Source organism: Streptomyces sp. NPDC006458 (assembly GCF_040612135.1).
In the GTDB taxonomy this organism is placed as follows: domain Bacteria; phylum Actinomycetota; class Actinomycetes; order Streptomycetales; family Streptomycetaceae; genus Streptomyces.
The window spans coordinates 24,353-43,590 of record NZ_JBEXPR010000011.1; the positions used below are offsets into that span (position 1 = coordinate 24,353).

Below are 19,238 nucleotides of genomic sequence, written 5' to 3' on the forward strand. Positions count from 1 at the left end.
CATCGCGCGGAACGTTACCGTATCGCGATCAGATGACCACTTCGACGCCCTCGCCCGGAGCTTTACCTGACACCCGTTCGGATTCCAGCGCCTGCTGGAGGATGATCACGGCGGCTGCCTGGTCGATGACGGAACGGCCCTTCTTGGACTTCACGCCCGAGGCGCGCAGCCCCTGACTGGCCGTCACGGTCGTCATCCGCTCATCGACGAGCCTCACCGGAATCGGCGCGATCATGCGGGCGAGTTCCTGGGTGAAGCCGCGCACCTTGACGGCGGCGGGGCCCTCGCCCCCCTTGAGGGAGCGAGGCAGACCGACGACGACCTCGATCGGCTCGTACTCCTCGGCCAGTTGCTTCAGCCGGCGCTGCGCCGCGGGGATGTCCCGGCCGGGAACGGTCTCCACCGGGGTGGCGAGGATCCCGTCGGGGTCGCACGAGGCGACCCCGATGCGGGCGTCCCCGACGTCGATGGCGAGCCGACGTCCTCTGCGCATTACTTGGCCGTCTCCGCGACCAGGCGCTCGACGGCGTCCACGGCCTCGCCGACGGCGGCCGGGTTCTGGCCGCCGCCCTGGGCGACGTCCGGCTTGCCGCCACCGCCGCCGCCGAGGGTCTTGGCGGCGGCGCGCACCAGTTCACCGGCCTTCAGACCGCGCTCGCGGGCGGCCTCGTTGGTGGCGATGACCGTCAGCGGCTTGCCGTTGTTGACCGTGAACAGGGCCACGACCACGGCGCGACCGCCCTGGATGCGGCCACGCACGTCGAGGACCAGCTTGCGCAGGTCGTCCGGCGTGGTGCCGTCCGGGACCTGACCGGTGACGACGGCCACACCGTTGACGTCCTTGGCGGACCCGGCGAGACCGGCGGCGGCCTGGAGCACCTTCTCGGCGCGGAACTTCTCGATCTCCTTCTCGGCGTCCTTCAGCTTGCCGAGCATCGCCGAGACCTTCTCCGGCAGTTCCTCCGGACGGCCCTTGATCAGCTCCTGGAGCTGGGCGACGACCGTGTGCTCACGGGCGAGGAAGTTGTAGGCGTCCACCCCGACCAGAGCCTCGATACGGCGCACACCGGAGCCGATGGAGGACTCGCCGAGCAGCTTCACCAGGCCCAGTTGGGAGGTGTTGTGCACATGGGTGCCACCGCACAGCTCCTTGGAGAAGTCGCCGATGGTGACCACACGCACGCGCTCGCCGTACTTCTCGCCGAACTCGGCGATGGCGCCCTGCTTCCTGGCCTCGTCGATGCCCATGACCTCGGCTTGCACGTCCAGATCGCGGGCGAGCACCTCGTTGATCTTCTGTTCGACGTAGGTCATCACGGCCGTGGGAACGGCGGACGGGGAACCGAAGTCGAAGCGGAAGCGGCCGGGCTGGTTCTCCGAACCGGCCTGGGCGGCCGTCGGGCCGAGGGCGTCGCGCAGGGCCTGGTGGGTGAGGTGGGTGGCCGAGTGGGCGCGGGCGATGGCCGTGCGGCGACGGGCGTCGATCGAGGCGTGGGCCTTGGCGCCGACGGTGACCTCGCCGAACTGGACGACGCCCTTGTGCACGTACACCCCGGGCACCGGCTTCTGACAGTCGCGGATCTCGATGACCGCACCGGAGTCGACCTTGATGCGGCCGGTGTCGCCGATCTGGCCACCGCCCTCGGCGTAGAACGGCGTGCGGTCCAGGACGATCTCGACCTCGTCGCCCTCGGTGGCGGCCGGGGAGGAGACACCGTCGACCAGGATGCCGACGACCGTGGTCTCGCTCTCGGTGTCCGCGTAGCCGAGGAAGTCGGTGGCGCCGGCCTTGTCCGCGATCTCGCGGTAGGCACCCATGTCGGCGTGACCGGTCTTCTTGGCCAGGGCGTCGGCCTTGGCGCGCTCCCGCTGCTCCTTCATCAGGCGGCGGAAACCGTCCTCGTCCACGGACAGCCCCTGCTCGGCGGCCATCTCCAGGGTGAGGTCGATCGGGAAGCCCCAGGTGTCGTGGAGCAGGAACGCCTTGTCGCCGGGCAGCACGCTCGAACCGGCGCCCTTGGTCTCGGTGACGGCGGTGTCGAGGATGTTGGTGCCGGCCTTCAGCGTCTTGAGGAAGGCGTTCTCCTCGGCGACGGCGACCTTCTCGATGCGCTCGCGGTCGGTGATCAGCTCCGGGTACTGCTGGCCCATCATGCCGATCACGGTGTCGATCAGGTCCTTGACGACCGGACCGCCGGCGCCCAGCAGCCGCATGTTGCGGATGGCGCGGCGCATGATGCGGCGCAGCACATAACCACGGCCCTCGTTGCCCGGCGTGACGCCGTCGCCGATGAGCATCGTGGCGGTGCGCATGTGGTCGGTGACCACGCGCAGGGACACGTCCGAGGCATGGGCCTCGCCGTAGCGGACGCCGGTCAGCTCGGTGGCCTTGCCGATCACGGCCATGGAGGTGTCGATCTCGTACATGTTCTGCACGCCCTGCAGAATCATGGCGAGGCGCTCCAGGCCGAGGCCCGTGTCGATGTTCTTGCTCGGCAGCTCGCCGAGGATCTCGAAGTTGTCCTTGCCGGTGCCCTCGCCCCGCTCGTACTGCATGAAGACGAGGTTCCAGATCTCCACGTACCGCTCGTCGTTGACGGCGGGGCCGCCCTCGGCGCCGAACTCGGGGCCGCGGTCGTAGTTGATCTCGGAACAGGGGCCGCAGGGGCCGGGCACGCCCATGGACCAGTAGTTGTCCTTCATGCCCAGGCGCTGGATGCGCTCCTTGGGCACACCGACGACCTCGTGCCAGATGCGCTCGGCCTCGTCGTCGTCCTTGTAGACGGTGATCCAGAGCTTCTCCGGCTCCAGGCCGTAACCGCCCTTGTCCTGGGGGCTGGTGAGCAGCTCCCAGGCGAGCTTGATGGCGCCTTCCTTGAAGTAGTCGCCGAAGGAGAAGTTGCCGCACATCTGGAAGAACGTGCCGTGGCGGGTGGTCTTGCCGACCTCTTCGATGTCCGGCGTGCGCACGCACTTCTGCACGCTGGTGGCGCGGTCGAAGGGCGGCTTGACCTCACCCAGGAAGTAGGGCTTGAAGGGCACCATGCCGGCGGGGACCAGGAGCAGAGTCGGGTCGTCCGCGATGAGCGACGCCGAAGGGACGACGGTGTGCCCGCGCTCCTCGAAGAAGCTCAGCCAGCGGCGGCGGATCTCAGCCGACTCCATCAGTGGTCCTCATTCCGGTTGTTCCAGTACACCGTGGGTTCGATGTACTTCGGGTTGCTGTGGTTCTCGATGGCGGTGTGCCGCCGGGGGGCGGGAAGCTCGGGGTGCTCGTGGATTCCGAGTGCCTCTTCGAGCTCGGCCTCCCGCTGGGCCATGTTGTCGCGGACATCGAGGGCGAAGCCCACCGCACGGTCCTTCAGACGCTGTCCGGCCTCGATCGCCTTGTTGGTGGCGGTGACGGCGAGATGCTCGGGGGTCAGCTGCCTGAGCTTGCGGTTGACCTTGGTGGTGGCCCACACACCGGCGGCGACGCCCGTGCTGAACCAGAAAGTGCGGCGGAACATCGGTCGGTCTCAGCCCTTCTTCCGCTTGTCCCGCCGGGCGGCCGCAACCGTACGGCCCACGATCACGGTACGCCGGGGCGCCTTCGCGGGCACGTCGTCCTTGCGGTCGCCCAGGGTCCGGCGCACGCCGTACCCGAACGCGGCGATCTTGACCAGGGGGCCACCGAAGGTGGAGGCGACGGTCGTGGAGAGCGCGGAGGCGTTCGAGGTGACCTCCTGGACGTCCGAGGCGATCGCGTCGACCCGGTCGATCTGGGTCTGCGCGGAACGCACCGCCGCCGAGGCGTCGGCCAGCAGCGGTACGGCCTGGTCCGTCACGTCCGCGACCAACTTGGTGGTCGCCCTGAGCGTCTGGGCCAGCCTCGCGAGTGCCACCGCGAGGAAGGAGACCAGGATCGCCCAGAAGACGGCCACCAGGATCCCGGCCACCTCTCCACCGGACACCTTGCGCACCCGCTCCCGTGCTCTGAACTTCGGAACCATAAAAAGTCGTGCACCGAGCCTATCGCGCCGTGACCGGCGCACCGTACCGGATTAGGGCCGGAGCCGAAGCGGAATCCGGCTGCCCGATTGTACGGAGTGATTACGGTTCAGCACGCTCCGTGTCCTGTGCGAGTGGAACAGGGCGCCGGGGAGCCGGGGCGGGGCAATCTGCCCGCCGAGCTGGACGCGTTCGTGGGCCGCACGGCCGAGTTGGGCGGGGTGGCGGCCGCGCTGGACGCCTCGCGGCTGGTCACCGTGACCGGGGGCGGCGGGGTCGGCAAGTCCCGCCTCGCGGCACACGCGGCCGCGCGACGGCGGCTCCCGCACGGAGTGTGGCGGGTGGAGCTGGCCGCCGTACGCGACCCGGACTTCATCGCGTACACGCTGATGGAGGCCCTCCGGCTGACCGACCAGACCACCCGGCACCCCCGCGAGACCCTGCTCGACCGGCTCGCGGAGCGCGAACTCCTGCTGGTCCTCGACGGGTTCGAGCATCTGGTGGAGTCCACCGCCGAGCTCGTGGGCGAACTGCTGCGACGGCTGCCCGGACGGGGAGCGCTGGACCCGTTCCTACGCGCTGTTCGTGCTGGCGTACGCGGCCTGGGGCGACGGCGATCTGGGACGCGCCCGGTCGCTGCTGACCGGCTGCCTGGCCGCCGCGGACGGCTTCAACGACCTGCTCTGCTCGGTGCTGGTGGTGGAGCTGCTGGCGCTGGTGACGGTGGCGGAGGGCGACCCGGCCGAGGCGGCGGTGCTCCAGGGGGCGGCGGCCGGGATGTGGCCCTCGGTGGGGCTGCCGCTGTTCGGCTCCGGCTGCTACAATCGGCCGCACGAGCTGTGCGAGGCGGCGGCCCGCGAGGAGATGGGCGACGCCCGGTACGAGGAGTGCGTGCGGCTCGGCCGGCGCGCGGCGGTGGCCCGGGCACTCGGCCGCTCCGGCCCCAGCCCGGCCCGGAAACCGGCGGGCGCGGCCGGCCCGGCGTGGCAGACGCGGGGCGCCGCGGAAAAGCGGAAGCCCGCCGCCTCCCCCACCCGCGGGGGCGGGGAGACGACGGGCTGAGGTACCGCGATCGGTGGTACCGCGCCTGCTGGGATCAGCGGGCGTAGTACTCGACGACGAGCTGCTCGTCGCAGATCACCGGGATCTCCTTGCGGTTCGGCTCACGGTCCAGGCGGAACGCCAGGGCCCTGAGGTTCACCTGGAGGTAGCGCGGGGTCTCACCGTCGGGGGCGAAGCCGCCCTCACGGGCGATGGAGAAGAGGGTCTTCTCACGGCTGCGCTCGCGGACCATCACGACGTCGTCGGGACGGACGCGGAAGGACGGCTTGTCGACCTTCTGGCCGTTGACCTCGATGTGGCCGTGGACGACCATCTGGCGGGCCTGGTAGATCGTGCGGGCGATGCCCGAACGCAGGACCAGCGCGTCGAGACGGCGCTCGAGCTCGATGATCAGGGCCTCACCGGTCTTGCCCTGGACCTTGGAGGCACGCTCGTAGGCGCGGACGAGCTGACGCTCGGACACGTCGTACTGCGCGCGCAGACGCTGCTTCTCGAGCAGACGGACCTTGTAGTCCGAGTTCTGCTTGCGGCCGCGGCCGTGCTCACCCGGCGGGTAGGGGCGGGCCTCGAAGTACTTGACGGCCTTCGGGGTCAGCGCGATGCCGAGGGCACGCGACTTCTTGACCTTGGGGCGGGACTGGTTCGCCACTGTCTTTTCCGTTTCTGTTTCCGGCTTGTCAGAGTCGTGGGAGGTCGCATCCGCAGCCGGGGAAACCCGCCGGGTCCCGTTGCCGGGCCTGGTGGGCAGCCGCTCCCCTGGTCTGGGCACATACGTGCAGCACGCGAGAGGCCCACCGGCCGTTCCCGGAACTCCGGGTGGTGGTGGGCTGCCCGCGACACCGATCGACGGTGCGCGACGCTCCTGGAACCCGCTGAGGGGCTCCGGCCGGATGTCCCGCTCTGACTGCGCGGGACTCGGCACTTCGGGGCAGTCTACAGGCTGGTCACGACCGCCTGCGACCGAGGTGCTGACGGGTCCACTCCACCGCGTCCGCGTACCGCGCCTCGCCGCCGTGCCGGGTCGGCGTGTAGTACTCGCGGTCCTTCAGGGCGTCCGGCGCGTACTGCTGCTCGGCGATGCCCTCGGGCAGGTCGTGCGGGTACACGTACCCCTGCGCGTGCCCCAGCTTGGCCGCGCCCTTGTAGTGCCCGTCGCGCAGATGCGCCGGCACGGGTCCGGCCAGTCCCTTGCGTACGTCGTCCAGGGCGGCGCCGATCGCGGTGGTCGCGGCGTTGGACTTGGGCGCGAGGGCCAGGGCGATGGTGGCGTGGCTGAGGGTGAGGGCGGCCTCGGGGAAGCCGATCATGGCGACGGCCTGGGCCGCGGCGACCGCGATCGGCAGCGCGTTCGGATCGGCGAGGCCGATGTCCTCGCTGGCGGAGATCATCAGGCGCCGGGCGATGAAGCGCGGGTCCTCGCCCGCCTCGACCATCCGGGCCAGATAGTGCAGGGCGGCGTCGACGTCGGAGCCGCGGATCGACTTGATCAGGGCGCTGGCCACGTCGTAGTGCTGGTCGCCGTCGCGGTCGTACGTCACGGCCGCGCGGTCGACGGTCTCCTCCAGGGTGGTGAGGGAGATCTCCCGCTCGTCCTTGTCGAGGGCGGCCCCGGCGGCGGCCTCCAGGGCGGTCAGGGCGCGGCGTGCGTCGCCGCCGGCGATGCGCAGCAGATGGTCCGCTGCCTCGTCGGAGAGGCCGACCGCGTTCTTCAGGCCGCGCTCGTCGGTCAGGGCGCGCTTCAGCAGGCCCCGGACGTCGTCGTCGGTGAGGGGCTCCAGGGTAAGCAGCAGGGAGCGGGACAGCAGGGGGGAGATCACCGAGAAGTACGGGTTCTCGGTGGTCGCCGCGATCAGGGTGACCCAGCGGTTCTCGACGGCCGGGAGGAGGGAGTCCTGCTGGGCCTTGCTGAAGCGGTGGATCTCGTCCAGGAAGAGGACGGTCTCCTTGCCGTAGCCACCGGTGGCGCGGCGGGCGCCGTCGATGACCGCGCGGACCTCCTTGACGCCCGCGGTGATCGCGGAGAGCTCCACGAAGCGCTTGTTGGTGGCCTTGGAGACGACGTAGGCGAGGGTGGTCTTGCCGGTGCCGGGCGGGCCCCAGAGGATCACCGAGGAGGGACCGGCCGGTCCGCCGGAGCCCTCGCCGACCAGTCGGCGCAGCGGGGAGCCCGGCTTGAGCAGATGCTGCTGACCCACGACCTCGTCGAGGGTGCGCGGGCGCATCCGGACGGCCAGGGGGCTGCTCGTCGGGTCCTTCTCCTGGCGCTCTTCGGCGGCTGCGGTGAACAGATCGGGCTCCACGCTGAAACCCTAAATCACCGCACTGACAATCCCCTCCGGGCTGTCAGCTCGTCCAGAAGTCCCACCAGCGGGTCAGGATCAGCATGCCGATGATGCCGATGTGCAGCACGGGCATGACCCAGGTGAACTCGCCGAAGAAGCTCTTGAGCCAGTTCGGGGCGGGCAGGAAGCCGTTGCGGATGTTGAACGAGGTCACGTACCAGAACATGACGATCGTGGCGACCCAGGCCAGGCAGCACCACAGGCACAGGGCGTTGATCCGGTACAGCGACTGGAACATCAGCCAGGCGCAGAAGGAGACACCGAAAAGGGTGCCGGCGTTGAAGGTGAGCCAGTACCAGCGCGGGAAGCGGGCACGGGCCAGCAGGCTGATGCCGACGCAGATCACGATGCCGTAGGCGACGAGGCCGAGCATCGGGTTGGGGAAGCCGAAGACGGATGCCTGGTCGCTCTCCATCACGCTGCCGCAGGAGACGACCGGGTTGAGGCTGCACCCGGGCGTGAACGTCTTGCCCTCGGCCTTCGCCTCCAGCAGCTTGAACTTGTCGATCGTGATGACCCAGGCGGCCAGCAGACCCGCGGCGCCCGTGATCACGAGCAGCAGGGCGAAGGCGCGGCTGCCGCCGGCCGTGCGTGGCTCCGTGCCGGCGGCCCGGGGTTCGGGCTCCGTCGAGACGTCCTGGAGTGTCGTCTTGCTCATCGCGCCGATTCCGTCACTTGAGAGTGGGAACTGCTTCGGGCAGGGGTCATTGTGCCGCACTCGCCTGTGTGGGCACCGTTCGCTCCACATAAGGGGGTACGTCCGTTCAGCCGGGAGCGTTCGGCATCGGACAGATGTCCGGACGCTCGACGCACCACGAGAGGGCGTGTCCGGACGCGTATGCGAAAGGGCGCCCGGTGCCGTCCGGCTCCGGGCGCCCCCGCACGTCGACGCGCGCGTGCTCAGCCGAGCCGCGCCGCCAGTTCGGCGACGATCTCGCCCACGCCCACCGCGGACTGCTCGCCGGACTCCATGTCCTTGAGCTGGACGACGCCCTCGGCGAGGTCGCGCTCACCGGCCACGATCGTGTAGCGGGCGCCCGAGCGGTTGGCGTTCTTCATGGCGCCCTTCAGGCCCTTGGCGCCGTACGAGAAGTCCGCCGCGATCCCGGCCCGGCGCAGCTCGGTGACCTTGGCGAACAGCACCCGGCGGGCCTCCTCGCCGAGGGGCACGGCGAACACGCTGGTGGACGCGGGCAGTTCGAGTTCGATGCCCTCGGCCTCCAGGGCGAGGACCGTGCGGTCGACGCCGAGGGCCCAGCCGACGGAGGGCAGGACGGGCCCGCCGATCATCTCGGACAGGCCGTCGTAGCGGCCGCCGCCCCCCACCGCGGACTGGGAGCCCAGACCGTCGTGGACGAACTCGAAGGTCGTGCGGGTGTAGTAGTCCAGGCCGCGCACCAGCTTGGCGTCGTCCTCGAAGCTCACGCCTTCGGTGACCAGAAGTGCACGGACCTCCTCGTGGTACGCCTTGCAGGCGTCGCACAGGTAGTCGCGCAGCAGGGGCGCGTCGCCGAGCTGCTTCTGGACCTCCGGGCGCTTGTCGTCGAGGACGCGCAGCGGGTTGATCTCCGCGCGGCGCAGGGTGTCCTCGTCGAGCTCCAGCCCGCGCAGGAAGTCCTGGAGGGCGGCGCGGTAGACCGGGCGGCACTCCTTGTCGCCGAGGCTGTTGAGCAGGACGCGGAAGTTCCTCAGCCCCAGCGAGCGGTACGCCTGGTCGGCCAGGATGATCAGCTCGGCGTCCAGGGCCGGGTCCTCGGCGCCGATCGCCTCGGCGCCGACCTGGGAGAAGTGGCGGTAGCGGCCCTTCTGGGGACGCTCGTAGCGGTAGTACGAGCCGGAGTACCAGAGCTTGACCGGGAGGTTGCCCGCCTTGTGCAGGTTGGCCTCCAGGGCGGCGCGCAGCACGGACGCGGTGCCCTCGGGGCGCAGGGCGAGGTGGTCGCCGCCCTTGGTCTGAAGGGTGTACATCTCCTTGGTGACGATGTCGGTGGACTCACCGACACCGCGCGCGAACAGCTCGACGTTCTCGAAGCCGGGCGTCTCGATGTAGCCGTAGCCGGAGTTGCGCAGCGGAGCGGCGATGGCCTCGCGGACGGCGAGGTAGGCGGCGCTGTCCGGCGGGATCAGGTCGTACGTGCCCTTGGGGGCCTTGAAGGTGCTCACGGAAAGTCTCTCGTCACATTCCTCGTCGGGGAGCCTCGGTCGCTCCCTGGCCGGCGGCCACCTGCCGCAGATACGGGTTGGTGGCGCGCTCCCGGCCGATGGTCGTCTGGGGGCCGTGGCCGGACAGCACCACGGTCGAGTCGTCGAGCGGCAGGCACACGCGGGCCAGCGAGCCGAGCATCTCGTCCATGTCACCGCCGGGCAGGTCGGTGCGTCCGATGGAGCCGGCGAACAGCAGATCGCCCGAGAACAGGATCGGCGGGATGTCCGCCGCCTCGGGCATGCCGAAGGTCACCGACCCCTTGGTATGGCCGGGCGCGTGCGCCACGGTCAGCTCCATACCGGCCAGCTCCAGCTTCGCGCCGTCGGTGAGCTCCTTGACGTCGTCCGGCTCGCCCACGGTCAGCTCGCCCATCAGAGGCATGCCGATGGACCGGCCGAGCGCCTTCTCCGGGTCGCTCATCATGTACCGGTCCTCGGGGTGGATCCAGGCCGGCACGTCGTGCGCTCCGCAGACCGGGACGACCGAGGCCACATGGTCGATGTGGCCGTGGGTGAGGACGACGGCGACGGGCTTGAGCCGATGCTTCTTCAGTGCTTCCTCGACTCCGGGGGCCGCCTGATGGCCCGGGTCGATGATCACGCACTCCTCACCGGCGGCGGGGGCGACGAGGTAGCAGTTCGTCCCCCAGGCCCCGGCGGGGAACCCGGCAATGAGCACGATCGTCCTTCGTTGTGTCGGTTCGGGTGGCTTGTGATTGGGCTACGCCTGAGGTCAGAGCCTACCGGCGCTGCCGATTTCTCAGCGAACCCATATACGGTACGGGGCAACACAGACGGACGTACGAGGAGACAACCCCGTGGTCACCCAGGAACAGCGGCGACGCCAGCTCGCCCGGGAGAAGTTCTTGCGGCAGCAGCAGCGGCGCACCGATGCACGGCGAAAGGCGCGGGTTCGCAACGCGGTCGTCGCATCGGTGCTCGGCGTGGTCCTGGTGGGCAGCCTCGCGCTGTACACGACCGGGGTGCTGAAGGACGACAAGGACGACAAGGTCAACGCGAGCGCCAGCGCGGACCCGACGCCGAGCGCTCCCGAGGACCCCTGCGACAAGCCGGCCGAGGGCGCGGTCAAGAAGCAGACGTGGAAGAAGGAGCCGGCGGTCGCCGTCGACGAGTCGGCGAAGTACACGATGAAGCTCGCCACGACGTGCGGTGACATAGACATCGCGCTGAACGCGTCGGCGGCCCCGCACACCGTGAACTCGTTCGAGTTCCTGGCCGGCAAGGGCTACTTCGACCACACCAGGTGCCACCGGCTCACCAGCAACGGCATCTTCGTGCTCCAGTGCGGCGACCCGACGGGCAGCGGCAGCGGTGGTCCCGGCTACACGATCCCGGACGAGAATCTGAAGGACAAGAGCCTCAAGGGCGGTGTCTACCCCGCCGGCACGGTTGCGATGGCGAACACCGGGCAGGCGCACACCGGCGGAAGCCAGTTCTTCCTCGTCTACCAGGACAGTCAGCTGCCGCCCAGCTACACGCCGTTCGGTACCGTTTCCGAGTCGGGCATGACGGTTCTGAAGAAGATCGCCGAGGCGGGCGAGAACACGGGCGCCGGGGACGGCGCGCCGAACGCGACCGTCGTGATCGACAAGGCGACGGTCGCGAAATCCTGACCGCCAACTGCGGAATTTCGGTCGCGCGGGATGCGGACAGGCGCCCCGCCGGTCGCCTATGTTGGCCGTGACGAAACTGTGGACGATGCCCGGGGGCCCAAGGCTCCTCGCAGGCATCATGTGGAGGAGGCGCTGTGAGCAGCGACCCGTGGGGCCGCGTCGACGAGACGGGGACCGTGTACGTGCGTACGGCCGAGGGCGAGCAGGTCGTCGGTTCCTGGCAGGCCGGCTCTCCTGAGGAGGCGCTGGCCTACTTCGAGCGCAAGTACGAGGGCCTGGTTGTCGAGATCGGCCTCCTCGAAAAGCGGGTGAAGACCACCGACCTGTCGGCGAAGGACGCCCAGATCGCCATCGACCATTTGCGCGAGCAGGTGGAGGCGCATCACGCGGTCGGCGATCTGGACGCGCTGCGGGGCCGGCTGGACAAGCTCGCTGGGCTGGTCGAGACACGCCGCGAGGAGCGCAAGGCGCAGCGGGCCAAGCAGACCGACGAGGCCCGGCACTCCAAGGAGGCGCTGGTCGCCGAGGCCGAGGAGCTGGCGCAGTCCGACCAGTGGCGGGCGGCCGGTGAGCGGCTGCGCGCGCTGGTGGACACCTGGAAGGGGCTGCCGCGGCTCGACCGCAAGTCGGACGACGAGCTGTGGCACCGCTTCTCGCACGCGCGGTCGGCGTTCTCCAAGCGGCGCAAGGGGCACTTCGCGCAGCTCGACGCGCAGCGCGAGGAGGCCCGCCGGACCAAGGAGCGGCTGGTCGCGGAGGCCGAGGCGCTGTCGAACTCCACCGACTGGGGTCCGACGGCCGCGCGCTACCGCGACCTGATGACCGAGTGGAAGGCGGCCGGCCGGGCGCAGCGCGAGCACGAGGACGACCTGTGGAACCGCTTCCGCGGCGCCCAGGACGTGTTCTTCGCCGCGCGTGGCTCGGTGTTCGCCGAGCGGGACGCGGAGCAGTCGGAGAACCTCAAGCTCAAGGAGGAGCTGGCCGAGGAGGCCGAGAAGATCCTCCCGGTGAGCGACCTGAAGGCGGCGCGGGCCGCGTTCCGGTCGATCAACGAGCGCTGGGAGGCCATCGGCCATGTGCCGCGGGACTCCCGGCCGAAGGTCGAGGGCCGGATGCACGCGGTCGAGCGGGCCATCCAGGAGGCCGAGGAGACCGAGTGGCGCCGGACGAACCCGGAGGCACGCGCGCGTGCCGCGGGTCTGACCGGTCAGCTCCAGGCCGCCGTGGACAAGCTCCGCGGCCAGATCGACCAGGCGCGTGCCCAGGGCAACAACGCCAAGGCCGACAAGCTGGAGCGTGAGCTGGAGGGCCGCCAGGCGCTGCTGGACCAGGCCCTGAAGGGTCTGCAGGAGTTCGGCGGCTGAGCCGCGCGTTCTTACGGCTGAGGGCTTCGTGGGCGTGGTTCGCCCGCGAGGCCCTCGGTCTTTCTCGCCGTGCGGGCGCCGGCGGCCTCCCGGTTCCCGGTCGGCTCGCGGTTCCCGGCGGGTTGTGGGGCGGCCGGCGGTTTCATGGCCCGCTCCTGGCTGTCCAGGGCGTGCCGCAGGACCTCGCAGGCCTGCTGGTGGTTGCCCGCCGCCTGGAGCAGTTCGGCGAGGCGCCGGCAGACGGTGACGGCTTCGGGGCCGAAGCGTTTGTGGGTCAGGTGGAAGGCGCTCTCCAGGATCTCGATGGCCTGCCGGTCCTGGCCCGTCTCGGTGAGCAGATCGGCGAGTTCCAGATGCACGGTGATGCTGTCGCCGTCGGAGTCCGGGGCGGTGCGCTGGAGGATCATGCCGAGGACGGGCAGTGCGTCGCGGTGCCGGCCCAGCGATCTGAGCAGCCGGGCCAGTTGCAGCCCGGACGACATCATGGCGGCCTCGACCTCGGCGGTCACAACGGGTCCGGCCGGTGTTCCGCGCCGGGCCCGCGCGCGGTTGCGGACCAGGGGCAGCCGTCCGACGTCGTTCTCCTGGCTGCGCTGCGGCAGCGGGCGGTTCTTGGAACTCAGGCGCATCGCGACCGCGCGGTAGAGCGTCTCCAGGAGAGCTGTTGCTGGATCAGGATGCGGCGGGTGGAGAGGGAGACCGACGCGAACATCGCCATCGCCTGTCCGCCGGCGCCGAGCCGGGCGAGGCAGACGCCCTGCCAGTACTGGCAGGTGAGGGTGGAGGGGTGGTCGGGTCCGAACATCGAGCGCCAGGCCTCGGCGAGGGTGCTGAGCAGTTCGATGGCCTCTTCGAGTGAGCCGCGCAGTACAAGGTTGACGGCCTCGCGCTGCTTGGCCGCCACCGCTTCGGGTGACATCGAGAGCAGGATGCTGCTGCGGGTGGCCGCGCTGAGTGTCACGGACCGTGTGGTGTCCAGGCCGACGTGCGGCTGGCCGGGCGGGTCGCCCGAGCGGCGCGGGTCGGGCTGCCAGTGGTCCGGTTCGGCTTCGGGAGAACGTCGCCACACCGGCCGGGGATCGGCCGGTGCGGCCCGTACCGTCCGCGTCACCTCGTCGTGGCGCGCCCCCGGCGGCTCCCCGGTCCGAGGTGGTGCCGGATACCCGGCCGGGCGGGGCTCCGCCTCCGGACCGGCCGCCCAGTCCGCGTCCGTCCGCGGCTCGGGCGGCCGGAAGCGCTCCACGGCCCGGTCGCGCAGGTTGTCGGTGACCGCGACGGCGATGAGCTGGTCCGCGGCCGTCGGACATCGCAGGCGGGCCAGTACGGCGTCCGGTCCGGTCCGGGCCTCGGGGTCCTTGCTCAGCAGGTCGGCGACCAGGTTCGCCAGGTCGTCGGGAACGCCCTTCTCGCCGCGCAGATGCGGGACACGCCTCGTTGACGACGCGGTACAGGATGGCGTGCACGGCGCTCTGCGGGGAGGCGAAGGGCTGTCGGCCGCAGAGCATCTCGTACATGCACACGCCGAGCGCGTACATGTCGCTGTACGGCCCCAACCGACCGCCCGCGACCGCCTCGGGCGACAGATAGCCGGGTGTGCCGACCATCGCGCCGGTACGGGTGAGGGCGGTGTCGGTGTGGTCGAAGAGGTGGGCGATGCCGAAGTCCTGGAGCACGACACGGCCCTGACGGGTCAGATGCACGTTGCTCGGCTTGATGTCGCGGTGCAGCACACCGGCCGCGTGCGCCGCCGCCAGCCCCGCGCACATCCCCGCCGCGACCGCGCGGACCGTCTTGGAGCCGAGCATGCCGCGCTCGGCCAGGAGGTTGCGCAGGTCCACACCCTCCAGCAACTCCATGACCAGGTACGGTTCGCCGTCCTGCATGCCCATGTCGTGGACCGCGACGATGTTCGGGTGCGCGATCCGGGCGAGCAGCCGGGCCTCACGGGTGAAGCGGGCCTCCAGATCGGACTCGCCGACGCCGGAGCGGATGATGACCTTGATCGCGACGCGGCGCTGGAGGGACTCGTCCACCGCCTCGTAGACCCGGCCCATACCGCCGGAGCCGAGCGTGCGCAGCACGCGGTAGCGCCGGCCGATCAGTCGCGATTCCGCCATGTCCCCCGCCCAAGGACTTTCCTGACCCTTAAGGATTCTCCCAACTCGCCTGCCGTGCAAGCGAGTCGGGCAATCCTGGGAGGTGGGAGGAACTACGACCTGTTGCGTGCCGAGGTCACCCGGTAGACGTCGTAGACGCCCTCGACACCGCGTACCGCCTTCAGTACGTGGCCGAGGTGCTTCGGGTCGCCCATCTCGAAGGTGAAGCGGGAGGTGGCCACGCGGTCGCGGGAGGTCTGGACGGCCGCGGAGAGGATGTTGACGTGCTGGTCGGACAGGACGCGGGTGACGTCCGACAGAAGCCGGGACCGGTCCAGGGCCTCGACCTGGATGGCGACCAGGAACACCGAGGACTGGGTCGGCGCCCACTCGACCTCAAGGATGCGCTCGGGCTCGCGGGACAGTGACTCCACGTTGACGCAGTCGGTGCGGTGAACCGATACGCCACTACCGCGGGTGACGAAACCGATGACCGGGTCGCCGGGGACGGGCGTACAGCACCGGGCCAGCTTGACCCACACGTCGTCGACGCCCTTGACCACAACGCCCGGATCGGCGCTGGAGCGGCGCTTTCGGCTGCGCCCACGGGCGGGCGGCACGCTCTCGTCGATCTCCTCGGTGGCCGCTTCCTCGCCGCCGAAGCCCTGGACGAGCTTCTGCACGATGTGCTGTGCGGAGACATGGCCCTCGCCGATCGCCGCGTACAGCGCGGAGATGTCCGAGTAGCGCATCTCGTGCGCGAGCGTGACCAGGGAGTCGCCGGTGAGGATGCGCTGGATCGGCAGGTTCTGCTTGCGCATCGCGCGGACGATGGCGTCCTTGCCCTGCTCGATGGCCTCGTCGCGGCGCTCCTTGGAGAACCACGCGCGGATCTTGTTGCGCGCCCGGGGCGACTTGACGAAGCCCAGCCAGTCGCGGGAGGGACCGGCGCCCGCGGCCTTGGAGGTGAAGACCTCCACCAGGTCGCCGTTGTCCAGGGTGGACTCCAGCGGGACCAGGCGGCCGTTGACCCGTGCTCCTATCGTGCGGTGGCCGACCTCGGTGTGGACGGCGTAGGCGAAGTCCACCGGGGTGGCGCCCGCGGGGAGCGCTATGACGTCGCCCTTGGGGGTGAAGACGAAGACCTCGTTGCGGGAGAGGTCGAAGCGCAGGGACTCCAGGAACTCGCCGGGGTCCTCGGTCTCCTTCTGCCAGTCCAGCAACTGCCGCAGCCACGCCATGTCGTTGATGGCGTCCTTGTCCTTGCCGGACGTCTTGGGCGCGTCGGTGCGGACCTTGGAGGCGCCGGCGACGGCCTCCTGCTTGTACTTCCAGTGCGCGGCGATGCCGTACTCGGCACGGCGGTGCATGTCGAACGTGCGGATCTGGAGCTCGACGGGCTTGCCGTTGGGGCCGATGACCGTCGTGTGCAGCGACTGGTACATGTTGAACTTCGGCATCGCGATGTAGTCCTTGAACCGGCCGGGGACCGGGTTCCAGCGCGCGTGCACGGTGCCGAGGGCCGCGTAGCAGTCGCGGACGGTGTCCACGAGGACGCGGATGCCGACCAGGTCGTAGATCTCCGCGAAGTCACGGCCGCGGACGATCATCTTCTGGTAGACGCTGTAGTAGTGCTTGGGGCGGCCGGTGACGGTGGCCTTGATCCTGGCCGCGCGCAGGTCCTGCTGGACCTCGTCGGTCACTATGGCCAGATACTCGTCACGCTTGGGGGCCCTTTCGGCCACCAGCCGGACGATCTCGTCGTACATCTTGGGATAGAGGATCGCGAACGCGAGGTCCTCCAGCTCCCACTTGATGGTGTTCATGCCCAGCCGGTGGGCGAGGGGCGCGTAGATCTCCAGGGTCTCGCGCGCCTTCTTCTCCTGCTTCTCCCGCTTGAGATAGCGCATGGTGCGCATGTTGTGCAGGCGGTCGGCGAGCTTGATGACCAGCACACGCGGGTCCTTGGCCATCGCCACGACCATCTTGCGCACGGTCTCGGCCTGCGCGGCCTCGCCGAACTTGACCTTGTCCAGCTTGGTGACGCCGTCGACGAGCAGGGCGACGACATCGCCGAAGTCGCGGCGCAGGTCGTCCAGGCCGTACTCGGTGTCCTCGACCGTGTCGTGCAGCAGGCCCGCCATGAGGGTGGCCGGATCCATGCCCAGCTCGGCGAGGATCGTGGTCACCGCGAGCGGGTGGGTGATGTACGGGTCGCCGCTCTTGCGCTTCTGGCCCCGGTGCCAGCGCTCGGCGACCTGATAGGACTTCTCGATCTGGCGCAGCGTCGCCGTCTCGATCTTGGGGTCGTTGCTGCGGACTATCCGCAGCAGCGGTTCCAGGACCGGGTTGTAGGGGTTGGCGCGCTGGACGCCGAGGCGGGCCAGACGGGCTCGCACCCGGTTGGAGGAGCCGGAGCGGGCGGGCGGCTGCGCGGTCGCCGGGCGGATCGGGGGCGTGGGCGCGGGGCGCTCGGGGGAAGCCGGTTTGGGGCGCACGGCCTCGGCGGGCCGGTCGACGGGCGCGGACTGGGCGTGCTCGACCGTCCCGCCGGTGTCGTTCTTCGCGGGCGACGCGGGCTGGGCCGCGGGCTCCGAGGCGCGCTCGGGCTTGGCGGCGGTCAGGTGCTGGGCCTCGTCTGGCAAGAGGGCTCCTCGTGCGCTTTCCGGGTCCCCCGGTCAGGCTCCGGAGACCCCATGGTAGCGATCCCGGGCTCCGGGATCGCCTTCAGGCCATCGGCGGTCGGTACACCGACAAACGCCGAAGGCGGGCTCCGGATTCCTCCGGGCCCGCCTCATCACCCTGTGACCTGCTCTTTCACAAGGGAACGGGCGCCCGCGGCCGAAGCCGCGGACGCCCGTGCACCGGTTCTGCGCAGGTCCGCTCAGACGGTGAGCAGCGCCTCCAGGGGCGCCCCGCCGAGAGCCGCCTCCAGACGGGCGCGGCCGGCGAGGAAACCGAGCTCCATCAGCACGGCGACTCCGGCGACCTCGGCACCCGCGCGCTGGATCAGCTGGATCGACGCCTCCGCGGTGCCGCCGGTGGCCAGGACGTCGTCCACGACCAGGACCCGGTCGAGGGCCGACAGGTCCTCGGCGTGCACCTCGATCTCGGCGGAGCCGTACTCCAGGTCGTACGCCTGGCTGAGGGTCGCGCCGGGGAGCTTGCCCGCCTTGCGCACGGGGATGAAGCCGACGCCGGCGCGGACGGCGACCGGGGCACCGAGGATGAAGCCGCGGGCCTCCAGGCCGACGACCTTGGTGGCTCCGGTGCGCCGGACGACCTCCGCGAACGCGTCGGTCAGCGCGGTGAAGGCCGCCGGGTCCGCGAGCAGCGGGGTGATGTCCTTGAACATCACCCCGGGCTCGGGGTAGTCGGCCACCTCACGGATGCGGCTGAGCAGCAGCTCTGTGAGGTCGGTGAGCTCGCTCATCGGCGCTTCCCGGAGGGGCGGCCGCGGCCGCCGCGGCCGCGGGCAGCGGCCTGGCTGCGGGGACCGACGACCGCGGGGGCGGCCTCGTCCTCGTCCTCGTCCTCGTACACCGCTTCGGCGCCGGCCGGCAGCGGGTCGCCCTGCTCGCCCTGGGCGCGCTTGGCGAGAACGCGCTTCTTCAGCGCCTTCATCTGCGGCTCGAGCTCCTTGAGGTCGGCGACGAGCGGCGTGGCGATGAAGATCGAGGAGTACGCGCCGGCCGCGAGACCGACGAACAGCGACAGCGAGATGTCGTTGAGCGTGCCCGCGCCGAGGACACCGCCACCGATGAACAGCAGGCCCGCCACCGGCAGCAGCGCGACGACCGTGGTGTTGATCGACCGCACCAGGGTGCCGTTGATCGACCGGTTGGCGATGTCGCTGTAGGTGAACCGGGACTGCTTGGTGATGTCCTTCGTCTGCTCCTTGAGGCTGTCGAAGACGACGACCGTGTCGTAGAGCGAGTAACCGAGGATCGTCAGCAGACCGATCACCGTGCCCGGTGTGACCTCGAAGCCCACCAGGGCGTAGATGCCGACGGTGATGGTGATGTCGTGGATCAGCGCGACGAGCGCGGCGATGGCCATGCGCCACTCGAACGCGATCGCCAGATAGATCACGACGAGGACCATGAAGATCGCCAGGCCCTGCCAGGCCTTGTTGGCGATCTGGTCGCCCCAGCTCGGGCCGACCAGGTCTGCGGCGATCCGCTCGGGGTCGACCTGGAAGTCCTTGGCCAGCTCGTTCTTGATCTGGTCGGACTGCTCGGTGTCCATGCCGGCGATCTGGATGCGCAGCGTGCCGTTGCCGAGCTTCTGCACGACCGCGTCATGGCCGGACGCGTCCGCCGCGAACTCTTCCGCCTGGGAGACGGAGACGCTGGTCTTCGGGGTGGTGAAGACGGCGCCGCCCTGGAAGTCGATGCCCATGTTCAGGCCGCGCACCGTCAGGCCGAGGATGGCCGTGATGGTGATCAGGATCGAGATGCCGTACCAGAGCTTGCGGTGGCCGATGAAGTCGTAGCTGACCTCGCCACGGTGCAGTCGGGCGCCGAGGTTGCCGAGCTTCGACAT

Annotated in this window: 16 protein-coding genes and 2 pseudogenes; 3 read left to right on the forward strand and 15 right to left on the reverse strand. The window is 70.1% G+C overall.

The features are described 5' to 3' along the window. Positions 1 to 28: 28 nt before the first annotated feature. From ruvX to ABZZ79_RS16680, 4 genes are read right to left on the reverse strand one after another with little or no spacing between them, the layout of a single operon-like run. Complete coding sequence (ruvX, locus tag ABZZ79_RS16665; protein ID WP_356689660.1) at positions 29 to 493, reverse strand: Holliday junction resolvase RuvX; 465 nt, start codon at positions 491 to 493, stop codon at positions 29 to 31. Continuing rightward, complete coding sequence (alaS, locus tag ABZZ79_RS16670; RefSeq protein ID WP_356689661.1) at positions 493 to 3,165, reverse strand: alanine--tRNA ligase; 2,673 nt, start codon at positions 3,163 to 3,165, stop codon at positions 493 to 495. The genes ruvX and alaS overlap by 1 nt, the downstream gene beginning before the upstream one ends. After that, positions 3,165 to 3,509, reverse strand: a complete 345-nt coding sequence (locus ABZZ79_RS16675) for a hypothetical protein (protein WP_356689662.1) — start codon at positions 3,507 to 3,509, stop codon at positions 3,165 to 3,167. Before ABZZ79_RS16675 ends, alaS begins: the two co-directional genes overlap by 1 nt. A 9-nt stretch (positions 3,510 to 3,518) precedes the next feature. Continuing rightward, complete coding sequence (locus ABZZ79_RS16680; RefSeq protein WP_356689663.1) at positions 3,519 to 3,992, reverse strand: DUF948 domain-containing protein; 474 nt, start codon at positions 3,990 to 3,992, stop codon at positions 3,519 to 3,521. A gap of 126 nt (positions 3,993 to 4,118) precedes the next feature. On the opposite strand from ABZZ79_RS16680, the pseudogene ABZZ79_RS16685 reads away from it, so the two are divergent. Beyond that, positions 4,119 to 5,052, forward strand: a pseudogene (locus ABZZ79_RS16685) (AAA family ATPase). Positions 5,053 to 5,086: 34 nt separating this feature from the next. Here ABZZ79_RS16685 and rpsD read toward each other — a convergent pair. The 5 genes from rpsD to ABZZ79_RS16710 form a co-directional block, all read right to left on the reverse strand. Further along, entirely contained in the window at positions 5,087 to 5,701 is a 615-nt protein-coding gene (rpsD, locus tag ABZZ79_RS16690) for a 30S ribosomal protein S4 (protein WP_123987943.1), read from the reverse strand. Positions 5,702 to 5,996: 295 nt separating this feature from the next. Then, complete coding sequence (locus ABZZ79_RS16695) at positions 5,997 to 7,352, reverse strand: replication-associated recombination protein A (protein ID WP_356689664.1); 1,356 nt, start codon at positions 7,350 to 7,352, stop codon at positions 5,997 to 5,999. Positions 7,353 to 7,395: 43 nt separating this feature from the next. Further along, positions 7,396 to 8,052 carry a vitamin K epoxide reductase family protein gene (locus tag ABZZ79_RS16700; RefSeq protein ID WP_356689665.1) on the reverse strand — a complete coding sequence of 219 codons (657 nt, stop codon included), beginning with the start codon at positions 8,050 to 8,052 and terminating at the stop codon, positions 7,396 to 7,398. Between the two features lie 242 nt (positions 8,053 to 8,294). Next, positions 8,295 to 9,557, reverse strand: coding sequence for a histidine--tRNA ligase (gene hisS, locus ABZZ79_RS16705; RefSeq protein ID WP_356689666.1), 1,263 nt, complete (start codon positions 9,555 to 9,557; stop codon positions 8,295 to 8,297). Between the two features lie 13 nt (positions 9,558 to 9,570). Continuing rightward, positions 9,571 to 10,278 carry an MBL fold metallo-hydrolase gene (locus ABZZ79_RS16710; protein WP_356689667.1) on the reverse strand — a complete coding sequence of 236 codons (708 nt, stop codon included), beginning with the start codon at positions 10,276 to 10,278 and terminating at the stop codon, positions 9,571 to 9,573. A gap of 139 nt (positions 10,279 to 10,417) precedes the next feature. Between ABZZ79_RS16710 and ABZZ79_RS16715 the strand changes: the two genes are divergently transcribed. Together ABZZ79_RS16715 and ABZZ79_RS16720 are read left to right on the forward strand one after the other, a co-directional pair. Further along, positions 10,418 to 11,233 (forward strand): peptidylprolyl isomerase, encoded by an 816-nt coding sequence (locus tag ABZZ79_RS16715; RefSeq protein WP_356689668.1) that lies wholly within the window; start codon positions 10,418 to 10,420, stop codon positions 11,231 to 11,233. A 134-nt stretch (positions 11,234 to 11,367) separates the two neighbouring features. After that, positions 11,368 to 12,597 (forward strand): DUF349 domain-containing protein, encoded by a 1,230-nt coding sequence (locus tag ABZZ79_RS16720; protein ID WP_356689669.1) that lies wholly within the window; start codon positions 11,368 to 11,370, stop codon positions 12,595 to 12,597. A gap of 11 nt (positions 12,598 to 12,608) precedes the next feature. On the opposite strand, the gene ABZZ79_RS16725 is transcribed toward ABZZ79_RS16720, so the two are convergent. From ABZZ79_RS16725 to secF, 6 genes and pseudogenes are all read right to left on the reverse strand, one after another. After that, positions 12,609 to 13,226, reverse strand: coding sequence for a tetratricopeptide repeat protein (locus ABZZ79_RS16725; RefSeq protein WP_356689853.1), 618 nt, complete (start codon positions 13,224 to 13,226; stop codon positions 12,609 to 12,611). Continuing rightward, entirely contained in the window at positions 13,217 to 13,666 is a 450-nt protein-coding gene (locus tag ABZZ79_RS16730) for a tetratricopeptide repeat protein (RefSeq protein ID WP_356689854.1), read from the reverse strand. Before ABZZ79_RS16730 ends, ABZZ79_RS16725 begins: the two co-directional genes overlap by 10 nt. A gap of 460 nt (positions 13,667 to 14,126) precedes the next feature. Beyond that, a pseudogene (locus ABZZ79_RS16735) lies at positions 14,127 to 14,714 on the reverse strand (serine/threonine-protein kinase); the annotation flags it as partial. A gap of 92 nt (positions 14,715 to 14,806) precedes the next feature. After that, complete coding sequence (locus ABZZ79_RS16740; RefSeq protein WP_356689670.1) at positions 14,807 to 17,338, reverse strand: RelA/SpoT family protein; 2,532 nt, start codon at positions 17,336 to 17,338, stop codon at positions 14,807 to 14,809. Between the two features lie 239 nt (positions 17,339 to 17,577). After that, a complete protein-coding gene (locus ABZZ79_RS16745) occupies positions 17,578 to 18,126 on the reverse strand; it encodes an adenine phosphoribosyltransferase (RefSeq protein WP_356689671.1) in 549 nt (182 codons plus the stop codon). Beyond that, positions 18,123 to 19,238, reverse strand: a complete 1,116-nt coding sequence (gene secF / locus ABZZ79_RS16750) for a protein translocase subunit SecF (protein ID WP_356689672.1) — start codon at positions 19,236 to 19,238, stop codon at positions 18,123 to 18,125. The genes ABZZ79_RS16745 and secF overlap by 4 nt, the downstream gene beginning before the upstream one ends.

Coding starts and splice junctions, on each gene's coding strand:
- ruvX (WP_356689660.1), bottom strand. CDS start 493: ATGCGCAGAGGACGTCGGCTCGCCATCGACGTCGGGGACGCCCGCATC.
- alaS (WP_356689661.1), bottom strand. CDS start 3,165: ATGGAGTCGGCTGAGATCCGCCGCCGCTGGCTGAGCTTCTTCGAGGAG.
- ABZZ79_RS16675 (WP_356689662.1), bottom strand. CDS start 3,509: ATGTTCCGCCGCACTTTCTGGTTCAGCACGGGCGTCGCCGCCGGTGTG.
- ABZZ79_RS16680 (WP_356689663.1), bottom strand. CDS start 3,992: ATGGTTCCGAAGTTCAGAGCACGGGAGCGGGTGCGCAAGGTGTCCGGT.
- ABZZ79_RS16700 (WP_356689665.1), bottom strand. CDS start 8,052: ATGAGCAAGACGACACTCCAGGACGTCTCGACGGAGCCCGAACCCCGG.
- ABZZ79_RS16725 (WP_356689853.1), bottom strand. CDS start 13,226: ATGCGCCTGAGTTCCAAGAACCGCCCGCTGCCGCAGCGCAGCCAGGAG.
- ABZZ79_RS16745 (WP_356689671.1), bottom strand. CDS start 18,126: ATGAGCGAGCTCACCGACCTCACAGAGCTGCTGCTCAGCCGCATCCGT.
- secF (WP_356689672.1), bottom strand. CDS start 19,238: ATGTCGAAGCTCGGCAACCTCGGCGCCCGACTGCACCGTGGCGAGGTC.